The organism is Pseudomonas sp. MWU16-30317, from assembly GCF_020515695.1.
Classification (GTDB): domain Bacteria; phylum Pseudomonadota; class Gammaproteobacteria; order Pseudomonadales; family Pseudomonadaceae; genus Aquipseudomonas.
On record NZ_JAIWJA010000003.1, the window covers coordinates 152647 to 169683 of the forward strand.

Sequence of the window (17037 nt, forward strand, 5' to 3'; positions counted from 1 at the left end):
TTTCAGGGGCGGGGGGCGCTACGGAGGATATCCAGCAGCACGGATTCGGAGTCTTCGAGGTAACTGCTCAACGCGTGCTCGGCCTGCGCTTTGAGGCCGTTGCCCAGCAGGGCGTGAATGTGCCGGTCGCGTTCCAGCCAGGGCTTCTGAAAGCCTTCCTCGCTGGGCGCGTTGGCGAACACCAGGCGCATCTGTGCGGCGACCTTGGCGAAAAAATCGTCGAACAGCGCACTGCCCATCAGGCCGACGATGTGCTGGTGAAAATGCAGGCTGTGGGTGCCGAAGGCCTGCCAGTTCTCGCGTTCCTGGGCCAGTTGCGCGGCCTCGATGGCGTCGCCCATCAGGCTCCACTGGTAGTCGCTGAGCGGTTGGCTGGCCGCAACAGCCTGTAACTCCAGGGTGCGCCGCGCCTTGAAAAGGTCGCGCACATCGTCAACGCCCATGCGCCGCACCATCACGCCCTTGTTGCGCACATAGCTGGCCAGCCCTTCGCGACCGAGTTGGTGCAGGGCTTCACGCACGGTATTGCGCGAGACGTTGTAGGCGTTGACCAGCTCGCTTTCGATCAGCGGCATGCCCGGTATCAGGCGGCCGCCGATGATGTCTTCGCGCAGCTCGATGGCCACCTGATCAGCCAGCGACAAGCGGGAGGGTTTGGATGTATTCACACGGATCTCTGGAATTGTTCAACAATCGTCTTTCTACAATGAAGCGATAACCGTGCCACAGGTAATTGCAGACCAAAAAAAACCGGCCCGCACAGGCGGACCGGTTTATTCACAACTTCAATCTTACAGGGTAGCAACCACTACTCGAGGACGAGACGACAGTGCAAACCGCCCAACCCCGAAGCTGAGTGCGCCACCGATCAACAGCATGATCAGGGTGCCCCATGCCGCTTTCGACAGGTTCCTTGCCGCCACATCAGCTGCTTCGCGGGCTTGCTGTTCGGCCTGCTGCTTCAGTTCCTGAACCTTCGCGACAGCCTGTTGATAAGCCTGCGCATAGTTATCCACAACCTGCTGCGCTTCTTCATGGCTCTTGCCAGTGCGTGCGGCAACGATATTAACCAGCGCATCTTTGTCGGCAGCATTCAGCGCAGGCTCGCCGGATTTTTGCACACGGTCGAACCACTGCTTGAGTTGGTCACCGGCCTGGGTTGGATCGTTCGACGCCTGAGCAGCCGTTTGTTTGGCATCGGCGCTGGCTTGATCGGTTTTCTGTTCAAGCTTCGAAGGATCCAATTCGGCCTTGCCCGACTGTTTCAGCGTGGTGTCCAGCTGCGACTTCAAGCTGTCCCAATCCAGGCTGATGCCATTCTTGTCGAGCTGCTGCTTGATGCTCTGGCCCACGCCAGGTGCCGCTGCGGCGACGCCATCGGCTGCCAGCGACAAGCCTTTGCCCGCAATGTTGCCGGCTGTGCCCACCAGGCCGCCCGCCAGGGAGGCCAGCAACCAGGTGGTCAGCAGGGTGGTGACGGTCCAGCTCAACAGACCGTGCAGGCCACCGCGATCGGGCGCGGTGCGACCCGCCACCCAAGCGCCCGCCGCGACGGCGATCAAGGTACTCACGAATAACCAGATGCCAGCGCCCGTGCCGAATCCGCGCAGGGGGTTGCCCTGCGCCATGGGATCGACCGCGCCGGCGCCGATGGCCGTACCGAGCACACTGAGTACCAGATAGGTGACCAGTGCGATGGCGCCCCCGGCGAAGACCGAACTCCAGGACACCCTGAAGGGCGAAACGGTGCTCACTGGAGCGTTTACATAGGATGTAGTCATGAGTGATTCCTCAGGCAGTGAATACATTCAGGCGAAGCGCCACGCGCGTCGCCTGGATAGCGAGACAGCCCTGTCGGGGCCTCGGCCGTCTATTGCGGCATGGCTATCAGTCTGCCGGGTGGCATGCACTCTGTATTGGCGCATATGCACCCCTGCATCTGGTGCATTCGCACCGACCGCTCTACGCAGTCACTGCACTAAGCTGCGGCTATCAGGTCCGATACGCAGGGATGCAAATGCACCCCTCGGGGCTCGGTACCGAAGCTGAAACGACCGGAGAATGAATAAATGAGCGAGGCCGTGCTTGCCAGAGAAACCAACCGCCGTCAGTTGCAGCAGATCATCTCGGGGCTGTCCGATGGGGTGATCCTCATCGAGATCGACCAGACGATCATCTGGGCCAACGAAGCGGCCCTGCAGATGCACGGTGTCGAGGCGATCGCCGAACTGGGCGCCAATGGCGACGAATACCGGGAGCGATTCCAACTGCGCTATCGCAACAACCACCCGTTGGACGTCGAGCAGCATCCCTTCAGTCGCGTCGCGGCCGGTGAGGTGTTCAGTGATGTGATCGTTGAAGTCAGCCGAACAGGTGACGAGGACGAGCGCAGCCGCGTGCACCGGATTCGCAGCATGGTGCTGGAAGACAGCAAAGGCATGGCGGAGTCACTGGTATTGATTATCTCGGACGCAACCGAGTGGGCCAGTGCCGAGCAGCGTTTCGAAAAAACCTTCAATGCCAACCCGGCACCGGCGGTCATCTGCCGCCTCAGCGACCTGCGGTTCATCAAGGTCAATCAGGGGTTTCTGGAGATGACCGGGCATTCGCGCGAGAACGTGATTGGCCGCTCGGTGTACGAAGTCGATGTACTCGAAAACGCCGAACGCAAGGACCTGGCCATCGAGCGACTGACCCAGGGCGCAACGATTCCGCAGATGCAGGCCGAGCTGAAGATGCCCGGCGGCGGCACAAAATTGGTGATCGTGGCCGGGCAACCGCTGGACATGCACGAAGAGGACTGTATGTTGTTCTCCTTCACCGACCTGGAGCCTCGGCGCAAGGCCGAAACCGCCCTGCGACAAAGCGAGGAGCGCTTCGCCAAGGCCTTTCGTTTGACCCCGGTACCGACCCTGGTCTGCAGTGCCGATCGCCAGCAGGTGGTGGATGCCAACGAAGCTTTTCTCACGACCCTGGGATACACCGCTCAGGAGTTGATCGGCAGGACAGTGGCCGAGCTCGATTTCATCGAGGGCCCCGGGATCACCAGCAAACTGTTCGACGTGCTGGAGAAGACCGGGCGTATCGACGGGCTGGACCTCAAATTGCGCAAAAAAGGCGACGAGACCCTCGATTGCGTGCTGGCGGCCGATACCGTCAGCATCCAGGACGCTGCGTGCTACCTGCTGGTGCTGGTGGACATCACCGAGCGCAAGCGGTCGGAGCTGGAACTGGTCGAGGCGATCGAAACGGTCATGCAAGATGCGTCCTGGTTCAGCCAGACCCTGATCGAGAAGCTGGCGAATGCCAAAAGCGCCAATAATCGGCAGTTCCCCAGTGCATCCTTTACCGACCTCACCGCCCGGGAGCGCGATGTGCTGGGTTTGATATGCGAAGGGCTGGCCGACAAGGAAATTGCAGCACGGCTCAAGCTCGCGCTTAACACCGTGCGCAATCATGTCGCGACGGTCTACTCCAAACTCGACGTGCATAGTCGCAGTGAGGCCATCGTCTGGGCCCGCGAGCGTCACCTGTTTGCCGGGCAGCCCAAGGCGAAGACAAAGCGCGAGGGCTAGGACGGGGTGCAAATGCACCGGGCCAGCCGGTGCGAACTCATCTGTTTCAAACGATCACAGATCAGTAGCCTGTACCGATGCCGCGCCAGACGGGCCGGCACGGGTTTCCCTCTCGGAGAGTACGCCATGAAGTCTGAACAGGTTAAAGGTGTGTTGGAACAGGCTGCCGGTAAAGCCCAGGACATGTTGGGTGATCTGACGGGCGATGAACGTTTGCAACTGGAAGGCAAGGCGCGGAAGTCGGCGGGCGAGCTGCAACAGCGCTATGGCGACCTGCTCGATGAGGCAATGGACTTCACTCAACGCCGCCCAGGTATCACTCTGGCCGCTGTTGCCGGGCTGACAGTGCTGGTCGGTTGGCTAATGCTGCGGCGCCGCGCTTAACGGCCACGATGGTGTCGTGTCGCTCCACATCGCGCCCAACCCTATGCTGCTGGCTCAGTCCTGCATTACGGTTGGGCCTTCTTGTTTCAGAGTCTTTCACAACCATCCCACCCCCTTTCACAACGATTCACAGCTTTTCGCGCTGCACCGTCGAACGTTCGTAATACTCTTCCTGTTCATCTCCTGCACCTCCCATTGGACGCCCGTACCGCCGGCCGCCATGACCCCTCTTTGTCCGCGTTTTTCAGGTGATGATCCCACTCGCCCATTTGCCATTGAGGCCCTTATGAAAATCGACCCGAAAACCGAGACGCCCAACACTGATGGCAAGCAACGTTTCGATAACGTGATCAAAGGCGTACTCAAGATTGCGGAGCTGAAAAAGGGCGTCAAGCAGCCGGATCGCAAGGCGACGGACAACGAGGTCTGGCCGCCCGTCAAGGACACCACGGTCACCGCCAACAGTGACGGCACCCTGCGTTATGAACATGATGGTCAGGGCGTCATCGTCGATCAGAAGGTCAACCCCGAGCTGTTCAAGTTCCTCAAGCAACTGGCAACGCTCAATGATTCTCAAGGGCAGAAAGACCAGGTCACGCAGGCCATCGACAACGGCACCCCCGTCGCGGACCGTAGCACCCAGGGCCTCGACTACAAGGACTACAAGAACTTCGTCTGGGTAGGCGATCTCAAGGACGCCGAAGTGATCACCTACACCACCTGGGACGACCAGACCGTCACCGTCTCCAAGGCGCTGACCCCCGAGCTGTTCGAAAGTGTGAAGGCCATGGCGCAGTCGCTCGATACCCTCAACCATCGGGCCGCCGATTCGGGAAGGGAAGTCGCCAGCAGCGACACCTACATCCCCGATCACGAAATTTCCACCTTCGGTTGGCCCGACGAGTTCGGCAATGGCGTGATCCAGTTCGACACCAAGGATGGCAAGCAGTACGTGGTGTCGCAGTTCGACAACAAGGAGCTGTATGACCGCGTGGCGGCCAAGCGCAGCGATTACGACAAGACTGATATTCAAGGTTTTCGCGATGCCCACAACTTGGGCAACCTCGACGACCTGGACATCCTCAGCAAGCCCACCGGCGAGAAAACCGACGACGGCAAGGACATGACGGTGGTCGAGCTGGCGACCAAGAACCTCATGGACAAGTACCAGAAGCTGGTCGACGACGGCAAGGTCGACAAGAACAGCGACATCTACAAGCTGGTCAAGACCATCGAAGCCAAGGCCTCGATGGAGAGCGGCCACAGCATCACGCCCTATGTCGAGGACCCGCGCGGCGCCGAATCGTGGCGCATGTTCAAGGACGACGGCGTGACCATGGAAGGCGCCGACATGGAGGACATCCTCGACGGCGATGCGGTGGATAAACAACTGACCGAGCTATTCGCCAATGGCAATGGCGAGACCGACAAGATCGGCAAGGAGTACCAGACCGAACTCGACGCCGCCATCGACAAGGTCAGCGGCGGTGACAAAGAGGCCATGGCCAAGGAGCTGCACGACAAACTGGTCAGCCGTGACTTCGTCGAATACCTCAACGACCTGGAAAAGAACGGCAAGCAGACTGAAGGCCAGGCCGAAGTGGCGCGCCTGCTCTCGACCTTGGAGACGCTCAACCCCGACCTCGCCAAGGACGCCCAGAACGAGCTGAAGAAAAACAGCATCATGGCCCAGGTCGACCAGCTGATGGCGGACCCCGAAGCGATCCCCCCGGAGTACAAGGAGCTCGCCCTCAAGGACCTGTTCGGCGCCCTCAAATCCGGTATCAAAGGCAGCCTCGACTTGCCACGGCGGGTGCAGGACACCCTTGAGAAGTTCATCAACGAACTGCTCAACGACAAGACTAAGATGGGCGATTTCGCCGATCAGTTGGACAAGCTCAACAAAGGCGAAATCACCCAAGAGCAATTCGAAGAGAGTGCTGCCAACAAATACGTGGGCATGGAGGATAAAGAGGGCTTCAAGAAGGCCATTGGCACCCTCAACAAATACGGCGTGCTCGGTTCCCTGGCCGGTTTCACCTCGCTGGGCGGTGCGATCTACATGCTCAGCGCCAAGAACGGCCAGCTCAGTGACGATCCGCTCGAACGCCTGCAGATTGCCAAGGACTTCATCACCTTCCTCGGCTCAGGCGCGCAGTTCGAGAAAACCAAGATATTCGATCTGTTCACCAAGACCAACACCGCCGACCTGCTGGGCCTGAGCAAGTCGATTCCGGAAATCTGGGGCAAGGAAGGCCTGTGGGGCAAGAAGATCGATGATGCCCATTCGGCCAACGGCGTGCCTGCCCTGGAAGAAGGTGTAGAGAACCGCCTGGCCAACGTTTACGAGCTGGGCGAAATTAATGCCGGCACTGGCACTGGCAGCGTGGTCGACCAGGTCAGCCTGATCAGCGATGTGAACGAGGGCGGTGGCTATGACAGCGCCGAAAGCCGCGCCTTGCTCGACGACATCGTCACACGCAGCGGCGGCACCCCACCGGCCAATTACGATAATTTCCGGGGCTTCAATCAGCTGGCGACCGACCTGGGCATCACCATCAGCGAAGACAGCATCAAGGACGCGATCAACGCGCAGCGCGCAGCCAACAACATGCCGCCGCTGGACGCCGAGGTGGTCAACAACATGGCCGGCGATATGGAGGCCGCGGTGGTGCGCACTCCCAGCGCGTCCAGTATCGCCTCGGGCAACACGACCTTCTACGACGCGGTCAGCTCGCTGTACGAAGACGCCGTGGAGTACTTCGAAGAACGCAACATCACCCCGCCCAGCCGCGAGGCGTTCAATGCCGGTATCGAGGAGCGCTTCGAGCGCGCGGGCACCCCAGTGCCCACCGAGAGCGATCGCTACAGCGGCATCGCCGAGATGTTCGACGACGGCCAACTGGACCTCGACAACCAGTCGATCCAGACCATGTTCGAGCACGACAACCGCACGCCACCGGCCAGTGACATCACCGATGGCCTGACCGGCTCGCTCAACGAGTCGATTCATGCGCCATCGTCCAACCCGGCCATCTTCGATACGCAAAGCATCACCAGCGATATCACCTCGGCCGTCGGGGACACGCCCCGGGTCCCGGGCCTGGGCGCGAAAATCGCAGGCTCCGTGACCAAGGTGCTGGGCGTGGCGCCGGATGTGATGAGCATCGCTGACATCGTCATGGGCGGTATCGCCATCAAGGACGGCATCAAGTCCGGCAGCGGCCTGGCTATCGCCAATGGCAGCCTGCAGATCGTTTCTGGCGTAGCCGGCACCGCTGCCGCCGGCATCGGCATCGCCGGCCTGATGGGCAGTATCGGTGCCATCGCCGGGGCCACTGCGCCGCTGTTCTTGATCACCGCCGGGCTGGGCATTATCACCGGCATCATTGGTATCTTCGTCGACCACCAGAAGCGCCAGAAAGCCACCGAGAAAGAAGGCGACTGGTTCAAGGACCTCGCCGACCTTGGCCTGGCCCAGGACGGCTGGGGCGACAAGCTCGAGTACACCCGCTACAGCTTCTACGAGCACGACGGCCGCGACGGCCCGACCGACACCAGCATCTTCGATTACCAGAGCGAGGAATGGGCGCACTTCCAGCAAACCCCGCAAGTGGAAGGCAGCTCGATCAACCGCCTCGACCCCACCGTGCACAAGGACGACAACGGCATCCAGGGCTACGACACCAATGGCCTGGCGATGGACCAGTACGGCAAGGCGTTCTATCAAGAACACAAGGACATGATTGACTACATCCACGGCCGCTGGGACGACTGGAACGGCAAGGACAAGATCGTCAGCGACAAGGACCTCAACAAGATCGCTGCCGGGGACAACCAGCAAGACAAGGACGCCGCGCAGTTCTTGCTCGACAACAAAGGCTTCTTCGACATGCTCGACGTGTTCTGGAAACGCGACGGCGCGGACGGCAAGCTCAGCACCGACGACCTGGAGGCCTACCTCAAACTGGTAGGCGGCATGGAGATCGGCAAGGACGACCCGGTGTTCTATGAAGAGAAGAAAGAGCAACCGCGGTATGTGAAATAGCCTCAGTGCCCGATGGCATCGCGCGCGCGACATCCTGGTGCGTGGCGTAGGGGGCCGCAGGCTGAATAGCGCCGCGGGGAGGGCGGAATGGAAAATGCATGAAGGGTGTTTCAAGTCGTCATCTTTACCGAGGTACCCACTCATGCGCCATCTCGACACAGATTGTCTGGCCGCTTTCGTCGCTGTCATCGATTGCGGCGGCTTTACCGCTGCCGGTGAACGCATCGGCAAGACACAAGCGGCCGTGAGCTTGATGCTCGGTCGTCTGGAGGCCAGGGTGGGCCGCAAGCTGCTGGAACGTTCGCGCCGTGGCGTGACCCTGACCGAGCATGGCGAACGCCTGATCGGTTATGCACGGCGCATCCAGATGCTCGAAGATGAAGCGCTGGCGGCGCTCGACTGCGGGCAGGAAGCGACCCGTCTGCGTATCGGCATGCCGGATGACTACCTCGAGACGCTGGGCTGCGAGCTGATGCAGGCGTTCACCCAGCGCCATCCGCACCTGCAAGTCGAGATCATCTGTGATTTTTCCTCGCGGCTGGAAGCGCTGATCGCCGAAGGCAGTATCGATCTGGCCATCATCACCCGTGCCAATAGCAAGATGCAGGGCGAATTGCTGCGCTGCGAGCCGATGCACTGGTGCGCAGCGCCGGGTCACTTCCCTGAGCAGCAACGCACCCTGCCACTGTCCTTGTTCACCGACAGTTGCCGGGCGCGGCCCCAAATCATCGAGGCGCTCGATCGCCTGGGCACGCCTTGGCGCGTGGTGAGTTCGTCGTCACACCTGCCAGGCGTCATGCATGCGGTGCGCCTGGGTACCGCAGTGACCGTGTTGCCTGCTTCGGTGGTGCCGTTCGGCTGGCGAGTACTGGAGGGCGAGCAGCTGCCGCCGTTGCCGAGCATCGAACTGGCACTGCTGATGCCCGAGCACGCCTTGTTGAACACGCGCCGCCTGGCGCACTTCGTTCGCGACTGGTTCCAGGCCGCGCGCGAACACAGTACTCAGAGCGAGGCGATGGCCGCCTTGTAGCCATCAAGCAGGGCGCGCATTGCCTCATCATTGTGGGCGAAGGTCAGGTACACGCGGCCAAACGCGAACGGCATGGTCATCACCCCCTGGCGACGCAGGGCCTTGTGTAGGGTCAGGGTCCAGTCGCTGTCGGCCGATGCGGCGGCCTCGGCATAGTTTTGTGGTGCTTCGGCCGAGGGCCACAGGGTGAAGACCGAGCCATAGCCGCTGGTACTCACCGCCATGCCCTTGGCGGTAAACGCGGCGACCAGTTCGGCGCGCAAGGCCTCGCCCCGTGCCACGAGCGCCGGGTAGTCGGCCACCGCCAGGCGTTCCAGGGTCGCCAGCACCGCCGCGCAGGCCGGTGGCGCACCGCTGTAGGTGCCGGCCCGTACGATCCGGCCTTGCTCGAACAGGCTCATGTACTGGGGCTTACCCACCAGTGCGGCCACCGGTACACCGCTGCCGATGGCCTTGCCGACGCAGGCCAGGTCAGGGTCGGCGCCTAACAGCGTACCGCTCAGGCCGGGGTGCAGCCGAAGACCCATCAACACTTCATCCAGGATCACCAAGGCGCCATGGGCGTGGGCCAGATCGCTCAGGTGCTTGAGGTAACCCGGCAGCGGGCCGATGCAGCCAGCGTTGGCCAGCACGGGCTCGACCAGCACGGCAGCGATGTCGGGGTAGTCCTTGAACAACTGCTCGGCGTCGGCGAAATCGTTGTAGCGCAGCAGCAGCAAGCCGTCGCGTTCCGGGCGCTGGCTGCCGGGCATCAGCGCCGAGTCCTGGCCGGCGTTACCGAACGCCACGCTGTCGTACCAGCCGTCGTAGCCAGCGGCGAACTTGACGATGCGCTGGCGTCCGGTGGCCACTCGGGCGGTACGGCAGGCCAGGTGCACGGCCTCACTGCCGGTATTGAGGAAGATCACTTGGCTCAGCTCGCCGGTAAAAGCGGCCAGGGCCGCTGCGGCGCGCTCTTCACCCGCGTGGGCGAATGACGGCATAGGGCCGTCCAGTAGTGCGGCGCTTGTGGCTGCAACCACATCCGGCTGAGCGTGGCCGAGCAGGGTCGCACCGAAGCCCATGGCGGTATCGACATAGCGTACGCCTTTGGCATCCCACAGCCATGGGCCCTGAGAACGTGCGACTTCGAAGGCCTGGCCGTCGATTTCAGGCAATGCGCGGCCGCCGCTGGAAATTCCACCGATCAAATGTTTCATCTGTTGTCTCTAGGCAGTAAGGGGATTCAGTAGCCCATGACCCGTGGCAGCCACTGGGTCAGGCCAGGGAAGAACACCAGCAGGGCAATGGCGCAGGCGGTGGCGATCCAGAAGGGCACCAGTCGTTTCGATACCGAGCCGATGTCGATGCGCCCGACATTGCACACCACGAAAATATTGGTGCCGATGGGGGGCGTGAACAGCCCCCAGCCAAGGGTCATGGTGAAGATCAGGCCGATCTGGTAGGGCTCGAAGCCTGCGGCCTTGGCCACCGGGACCAGGATCGGCGCGAGGATGATCATCGCCGGGCCCAGATCCAGCCAGAAACCCACCACCTTGAGCACCAGGATCACCAACAGGATGGTGATCAGCGGGCCGGTGTGCATGTCGACGATCCACGAGGCAACGGTGTGCGGTACCAGTTCGAACGTCAGGATCCAGCCGAAGGGCATGGCCACGGCCATGATGATCATCACCGAACCGGTGATGGTCACCGCCTCGGTCACGGCCGGGAACAGGTCGCGCCAGCCCAGTTGCCGGTAGACGATCGTGCCCACGGCCAGGGCGTAGAGCACCGACAGCGAGGCGGCTTCGGTGGCCGTGGCGAAACCACTTACGATCGAGCCCAGCACCATGATCGGCATCAACAGCGCCGGCAAGGCGCCGAGCAGGTCGCGCAGGAACTCGGGCCAGTCCATCCGGCCTTCGACCTTGGGGAAGTTTTCCCGCACGCCGACCACATAGGCGGTGAGCATGAACACCGCCGCCAGCATCACGCCGGGGATCACTCCGGCCATGAACAAGCCGCCGATGGAGGTATTGGTCAGCACCCCGAACATGATCAGGATCACGCTCGGCGGGACGATGATGCCCAAGGTACCGGATGCTGCCGTGACCGCTGCAGCGAAGGCGCGAGGATAGCCGCGGGCTTCCATCACCGGGATCATCACCTTGGCTACCGTGCCGGTGTCGGCGGTGGCCGAGCCCGTCAGGCCGCCATAGACAAAAGCCGTGGCCACGTTGACCAGGCCCAGGCCGCCACGCAGGCGACCGAAGCAATGCTCGGCCACACGCATGATCCGCAGGGTCAGGCCGCCACGGTTCATCAGTTCGCCCGCCAACAGGAACAACGGGATCGAAGCCAAAGTGGAAGAGTCGGCGCCGCGCAAGGTCTGCTGGGCCAGCCAGGCCAACGGCAGGTGCAGGTCGCCGAACAGCAAGGCGGCAATCGAGCCACCGGCCATGGCCCACACCACGGGCAATCCGGCGAGCAGCAGGCACAGGAAAGCCAGAAACAGAATCACCACGGTCATGGGCGAGCTCCGGTACGAATCAGGCGGGCCAGGCGTATCACGGCCAGCAGTGCGAGCATGGCGGCGGCGCTGATCAGCGCCGCCGAGCTCAGGCCCGCGGGCCAGCGCAGCACTGGCGTCGGCGCCCAGCCGGTGCGGGCGATGAATGCGCTGCCGCTGTACAGCAACCACAGGCTGATCCCCAGCAGGGCGACGCTGGCCAGCGCGTCGAGGACCTTCTGCACCCGTGGTGGGAGCAGATTGACCAGCCCCTGAAAACGCACATTTTCATGGCGTATCTCGGCGATCACCGTGCCGATGAAAGTCACCCAGATGAAGCCGAGGGTGGCGATCTCGAACGACCACTCGAAGCCGTGCAGGTTGAAGTAGCGCGAGAACACGCCGGCCAGGATGGCCAGAAAGGTAACGGCGAACATCACGGCACCGAACACGGCGAGGATTCGCTCTGGCCAGCCTTTGGGCGGCTGTTCCGGGTGCAGGCTGATGGACATGTTTACTGGCCTTGCGCGTCGTGGCGCAGCTGGTTGACGAAGGCTTCACCCCAGACCTTGCCGAACTGCGCATAGACAGGGCCCGTCAGCTCGCGGAACGGGCCAGTGTCTACCTCATTGAACTTGACGCCCTTGCTCTGCATTTCGGCCTGAATCCTGGTGTAGACGGCTTCGAGTTGCGAGCGGTACCAGACGGTCGCGTCGGCCACGGCCTTGTCCAAGGCGGTACGCTCGGCAGCGCTGAGGCTTTCGTACTTGTCCTTGTTGATGAACCAGAAGTTCGCCGACCAGACGTAGTTGGAGACGGATACGTTTTTCGCCACCTCGTACCATTTCTGGTCGTAGAAATCGCGCAGCTCGGGCTCGACCCCGTCGACCACGCCTGATTGCAGAGAGGTGTAGACCTCGCCGAACGGAATCGACTGGCCCAGGGCGCCGAGCTGTTTGATGGTGGCCAGGATCACCGGGTTGGGCGGGGTACGAATCTTCAAGCCGTTGAGGTCGGCGGGCTTGATGATCGGGTGCTTGCTGTTGGCGAACTGGCGGAAACCCGAGTCCAACGCCGAGAGCATGATGAAACCGTGGTCCTCACCCATGCGCAAGAAGCTCTTGCCTGCAGGGCTGTCCAGATAGGCATGCACGGCGGCCGCGTCTTTGAACAGGAAGGGTAGCGACAAGGCATTGAGGCGCGGATCGATGCCATCGGTGGAGCCGCCCAGGCCGATGTCGATCGCACCAGCACCGACCGAGTCGACGATGGGCGCTTCGTCGCCCAGTTGGCCATCGGGGTAGATCTGCACTTTCAACTCGCCTTTGGTTTCGCTGCTGACTTCGGCGGCGAAACGCACCATGGCCTGGTTGATCAGGCTGTCGGAGCTTGATGCATGGGCCAGGCGCAGGGTCTGATCGGCCATGGCGCTGCCCGCACCGATGAACAGGGCCAGCCCGGTAAGGGCGCTGACGGCAAGATGTTTACGGCACAGGGATCTGAACACGATAGCGACCTCGAAGTGAAATAGCGTTGCAGCTATTAACCACGACAGGTGCTTGCAGCGTCAATTGAGGGATGGCCATTTGCGATTAAACTACGAAATGCATCCATACGATTATTTATGCTGCCCCTGCGGGAAGGGCGCCCGCCGAGGCACGACACCCGCCAGCTCAGCCTTGCAACATCAACTCCAGACTCTGCACCGCCGCCCCCGAGGCGCCCTTGCCGAGGTTGTCGAACACCGCCGTCAGCAGCACCTGCCCCTGTGCATCGTTGCTGAACACCGCCAAGCGAAGATCATTGGTGCCGTTCAACGCTTGCGGGTCCAACTGAGCGGTCGCGCTCGCCTGCTCCAGCGGCGCCACTTGCACATACCGCGATCCCTGATAGAAATCCTTCAACCGCTGATGCAGCTGTTTGGCCTGCACACCGGCTGGCAGCAGGCGCGTTTGCAGGGCGATGGTCAGCACAATTCCCTGGGCGTAGGCGGCATAGGCCGGCACAAACACCGGGGCGAACGCCAGGCCGGCGTGACGTTGCATCTCGGGTACATGCTTGTGGGCCAGCTGCAGCCCGTACACCCGCAGCGCCGGGCCGGGGGCCACGCCGGGTGTTTCATACTGCTCGACACCGGCGCGACCGCTGCCAGAGTAGCCCGACACGGCATTCACGGTAATCGGATAGTCGGCCGGTACCAGTCCGGCGCTCACCAGTGGTCGCAGCAGGGCGATGGCGCCGGTCGGGTAGCAGCCGGGGTTGCTGACGCGCTTGGCATGGGCGATCAGGTCGGCCTGGCGCTCGTCCATTTCCGGGAAGCCGTACACCCAGCCGGCGGTGGTGCGGTGCGCGGAGCTGGCATCGATGACCTGCACCGCCGGGCTGACCACCGAAGCGACGACTTCACGGGCCGCGTCGTCCGGCAGGCAGAGGATGGCCACATCGGCGCTGTTGATCGCTTCGGCGCGGCGCTGCGGGTCCTTGCGCTCGGCATCGGGCAGGGTCAGCAGTTGGATATCACGGCGCCCTTGCAAACGTGCATGGATCTGCAGACCGGTAGTGCCTTGGTCGCCGTCGATGAAAACAATGGGCTGGGTCATGACGCTGTCTCGCGAGGAGCTGGGGATGCGCCATCATCGAACAGGATTCAGATAAAGAAAATTTGAATATAATGACGGTCGCGTTCACTTTTGCTGAACGATATTGCCGAGAAGCTCCATGCGTGAAATCAGTCTCGACCGCCTGCGCACCCTCGTGGTGATCGCCGAACTCGGCTCGTTCGCCAAGGCTGCCCGTGCCTTGAGCCTGGCGCCGCCCACGGTCAGCTTGCATATCGCCGACCTCGAGGCGCGTATCGGGGCGCCGCTGCTGTCGCGCAAACGCGGGCAGGTGCATCCCACGGCAATCGGTGAAACCCTGATCGAGCGGGCGCGACGCTTGTTGGATGACGCCTCCCAGGCACTCGACGACGTGCAGCGTCAGGTGCAGGGGCTGGCCGGTCGCGTGCGCTTGGGCGCCTCGACCGGAGCGCTGGCCTATCTGCTGCCCCAGGTGCTGGCGGTGCTGGGCAAGCGTCATCCGGGCATCGATGTGCAGGTAGCGGTGCTGACCTCCCAGCAATCGCTGGCGCGGCTGGTCGATGGCAGCCTGGACATCGGTTTGGTGGCCTTGCCCCAGGCCGCGGTGGGCGGACTTGAACTGCACCCCTGGCGCCGCGATCCGATCATGGCCTTTTTGCCGGCGATCTGGGACGTTCCCGCCCGCGTCACGCCGAGCTGGCTGGCCAGCCGCGCGTTGATCCTCAACGATGTCACCACCCAGCTTTCCCGGGTTACGGGGGAATGGTTCGCCAGCGCCGGCCTGCAGCCGCAGGCGCGGATCCATCTCAACTACAACGACGCGATCAAAAGCCTGGTGGCGGCGGGGTACGGCGCCACGCTGCTGCCCTTCGAGGCCCACTCCCCACAGCCGGACCCGCGCATGACCATGCGCCCGTTGCGCCCGGCCCTGTGGCGCGAGCTGGGCATCGCTCATCGTGCTGGCGCGGTGGAGCAAAGTACCCAGTACGTGCTGGATGTGCTGGGCGAGATGGTGGTCAACGCCTGACTCTGTAGATCTGCATTTCTCGCAAGCACCCCGTGGTAACGCACAAGCCCGCGACCACAGCGTCCGTCGCGTTAGCCAAAGGTGAACGCATAGGCACTCACGCCCGGATCGAGAAACTCGATCGTGAACCTATGGTCGGCCACATCGCCCGGCTGGCGTACCAATTGATACAGGCGCTGCTCGGTGACGGTCCCTGAGCCATCAGGTGCGACGTCGGTGCCGTGGGCATCGGCCGGGGCCTTGCCATCGATCAACACCTTGAAACGCACCGGCTTGCCGTCCTGGCCCGGCCCCAGCACCAGATGCAGATCACGGGCATGGAAGCGATAGCCGATCTTGCCGCCAGCGGCCCCGAGGGTGGCCTGCTCTGAACCGATCATCCATTGCCCTTCGACGCCCCATTGGTTGAGCGCTGGCTGTGCGGGCAGTTGGTAGGTGGCGTTCTTGTCGGGGGCGATATCCGGCGTCGAGGCGAAATTTTCCGAGCGGCGATAGCCCACGTAGGTTTCCGGCGAGCGCATGTCCTGGCCGTCCGAACCTTGCTGCACGCCGCTGGCCTTGGCGGTGATCAGGCCGCTGTCGACATCCTTGTGCCCAGCTTCACGCAGCAGCTGCTGAATGACTTGTTCGGACTCGGCATAGTTGCCTTCACCAAAGTGGTGATAGCGGATGTGGCCATTGGCATCGACAAAGTAGTGGGCAGGCCAGTACTGGTTGTTGAAGGTGCGCCAGATACTGAAGTCGTTGTCGATGGCCACCGGGTAGTTGACGCCGAGCTTCTTCATGGCTTTGGTGACGTTGCCTGCGTCCTGCTCGAAAGCGAACTCCGGTGAATGCACGCCGATCACCACCAGGCCCTGATCGCGGTATTTATCCGCCCAGGCGGTGATGTAGGGCAGGGTGCGCAGGCAGTTGATGCAGGAGTAGGTCCAGAAGTCGATCAGCACCACTTTGCCACGCAGGCCCTCGGCGGTCAGCGGCGGCGAGTTGAGCCACTGCACGGCGCCGTCGAGGCTGGGCAGATCGCCTTCGATGGGTAATTTGGTGAGGTCGGTTTCGCCGACCTTCTCGGCTTTTTTACCTATCACCCGATCCACCAGGCTTTGTTCCAGGCCGCCCGTGGAGGCGGTAGAGACTTGCGCGAGGATGCCGGTGTCGAGCCCGGAAGCGATGGCCACTACGCCCAGCAGCATGGCCGCGCCCAGGACTTTACGCACCCACTCGCCAGCGCCGATGGAGCGCTTCATGGCCGCGAACACCTTGCCACCCAGCAGCAGCGCGATCGCCAGCGAGGTCGCCGCACCGGCCGCGTAGGCCAGCAGCAACAACGTGCTGCCGATGCTCGCGCCTTGCAGGGCCGCGCCCGTCAGCACCAACCCGAGGATCGGTCCGGCGCAGGGCGCCCAGAGCAGCCCGGTGGCCACGCCGATCAAAAAAGAAGCACCTGGGCGCGGTCGGCTGTCGTTACCGGCCGCCTCTGACAAACGACTGCCGACGGCCACCAATGGCCGGGTCAGGCGATCGGCCAGGCGCGGCAGCAGCAGCGTCAGGCCGAACAGCGCGACGAACACCAGCGCCAGCCAGCGGCCATATTGATTGAGCTGCACCACCCAGGCGCCACCCACTGCAGCCAGGGAGGCCACCAGCGCGAAAGTCACTGCCATGCCGAGCAGCAAGGGCAGGCCGCTGCGCACGAATGGCTGGCCGGTGCGGGCGAAAACGAAGGGCAAAACAGGCAGGATGCAGGGGCTGACAATCGTCAGCACGCCCCCAAAATAAGCGAGGATAAGTAGCAGCATGGTCGGCAAGGCCTTGTATGTGGGAGGTTGCGCGGCGTGTGAAGTGCGCTGTACAAAGCCTAGGGGGAAGGCTTTCCTGAAGTCCTCACGGGCTATTAAACATT

Annotated in this window: 13 protein-coding genes; 5 read left to right on the forward strand and 8 right to left on the reverse strand. The window is 62.5% G+C overall.

The annotated features are described in order from the left end of the window. Positions 1-2: 2 nt before the first annotated feature. Together LIX93_RS09840 and LIX93_RS09845 are read right to left on the reverse strand one after the other, a co-directional pair. Positions 3-668: a GntR family transcriptional regulator gene (locus tag LIX93_RS09840; RefSeq protein WP_226503850.1), complete on the reverse strand. Its 666-nt coding sequence runs from the start codon at positions 666-668 to the stop codon at positions 3-5. 123 nt (positions 669-791) lie between these two features. Then, positions 792-1781 (reverse strand): tape measure protein, encoded by a 990-nt coding sequence (locus LIX93_RS09845; RefSeq protein ID WP_226503851.1) that lies wholly within the window; start codon positions 1779-1781, stop codon positions 792-794. A gap of 288 nt (positions 1782-2069) precedes the next feature. Between LIX93_RS09845 and LIX93_RS09850 the strand changes: the two genes are divergently transcribed. The 4 genes from LIX93_RS09850 to LIX93_RS09865 all read left to right on the forward strand — a co-directional run bounded on the left by LIX93_RS09850 (position 2070) and on the right by LIX93_RS09865 (position 9037). Beyond that, positions 2070-3575, forward strand: a complete 1506-nt coding sequence (locus LIX93_RS09850; RefSeq protein ID WP_226503852.1) for a helix-turn-helix transcriptional regulator — start codon at positions 2070-2072, stop codon at positions 3573-3575. 126 nt (positions 3576-3701) lie between these two features. Next, positions 3702-3959 carry a CsbD family protein gene (locus tag LIX93_RS09855; RefSeq protein ID WP_226503853.1) on the forward strand — a complete coding sequence of 86 codons (258 nt, stop codon included), beginning with the start codon at positions 3702-3704 and terminating at the stop codon, positions 3957-3959. A 286-nt stretch (positions 3960-4245) separates the two neighbouring features. Further along, positions 4246-8007, forward strand: a complete 3762-nt coding sequence (locus LIX93_RS09860) for a hypothetical protein (RefSeq protein ID WP_226503854.1) — start codon at positions 4246-4248, stop codon at positions 8005-8007. A 142-nt stretch (positions 8008-8149) separates the two neighbouring features. Further along, entirely contained in the window at positions 8150-9037 is an 888-nt protein-coding gene (locus LIX93_RS09865) for a LysR substrate-binding domain-containing protein (protein ID WP_226503855.1), read from the forward strand. Here the strand turns inward: LIX93_RS09865 and LIX93_RS09870 are convergent. From LIX93_RS09870 to argC, 5 genes are all read right to left on the reverse strand, one after another. Then, the gene (locus LIX93_RS09870) at positions 9010-10236 is read right to left on the reverse strand and encodes an aminotransferase class III-fold pyridoxal phosphate-dependent enzyme (RefSeq protein WP_226503856.1); all 1227 of its coding nucleotides are present in this window, start codon (positions 10234-10236) and stop codon (positions 9010-9012) included. The two genes, LIX93_RS09865 and LIX93_RS09870, sit on opposite strands and share 28 nt — an antisense overlap. A gap of 26 nt (positions 10237-10262) precedes the next feature. Beyond that, positions 10263-11549, reverse strand: a complete 1287-nt coding sequence (locus LIX93_RS09875; protein WP_226503857.1) for a TRAP transporter large permease — start codon at positions 11547-11549, stop codon at positions 10263-10265. Next, complete coding sequence (locus tag LIX93_RS09880; RefSeq protein ID WP_226503858.1) at positions 11546-12040, reverse strand: TRAP transporter small permease subunit; 495 nt, start codon at positions 12038-12040, stop codon at positions 11546-11548. The genes LIX93_RS09875 and LIX93_RS09880 overlap by 4 nt, the downstream gene beginning before the upstream one ends. 2 nt (positions 12041-12042) lie before the next feature. Beyond that, on the reverse strand, positions 12043-13035 hold the full coding sequence (locus LIX93_RS09885; protein WP_226503859.1) for a TRAP transporter substrate-binding protein: 993 nt from the start codon (positions 13033-13035) through the stop codon (positions 12043-12045). A gap of 166 nt (positions 13036-13201) precedes the next feature. After that, a complete protein-coding gene (gene argC, locus LIX93_RS09890) occupies positions 13202-14128 on the reverse strand; it encodes an N-acetyl-gamma-glutamyl-phosphate reductase (RefSeq protein ID WP_226503860.1) in 927 nt (308 codons plus the stop codon). Positions 14129-14246: 118 nt separating this feature from the next. Between argC and LIX93_RS09895 the strand changes: the two genes are divergently transcribed. Then, positions 14247-15134 (forward strand): LysR family transcriptional regulator, encoded by an 888-nt coding sequence (locus LIX93_RS09895; protein WP_226503861.1) that lies wholly within the window; start codon positions 14247-14249, stop codon positions 15132-15134. Positions 15135-15205: 71 nt separating this feature from the next. On the opposite strand, the gene LIX93_RS09900 is transcribed toward LIX93_RS09895, so the two are convergent. Continuing rightward, a complete protein-coding gene (locus tag LIX93_RS09900; protein ID WP_226503862.1) occupies positions 15206-16933 on the reverse strand; it encodes a cytochrome c biogenesis protein DipZ in 1728 nt (575 codons plus the stop codon). Between the last annotated feature and the right edge of the window lie 104 nt (positions 16934-17037).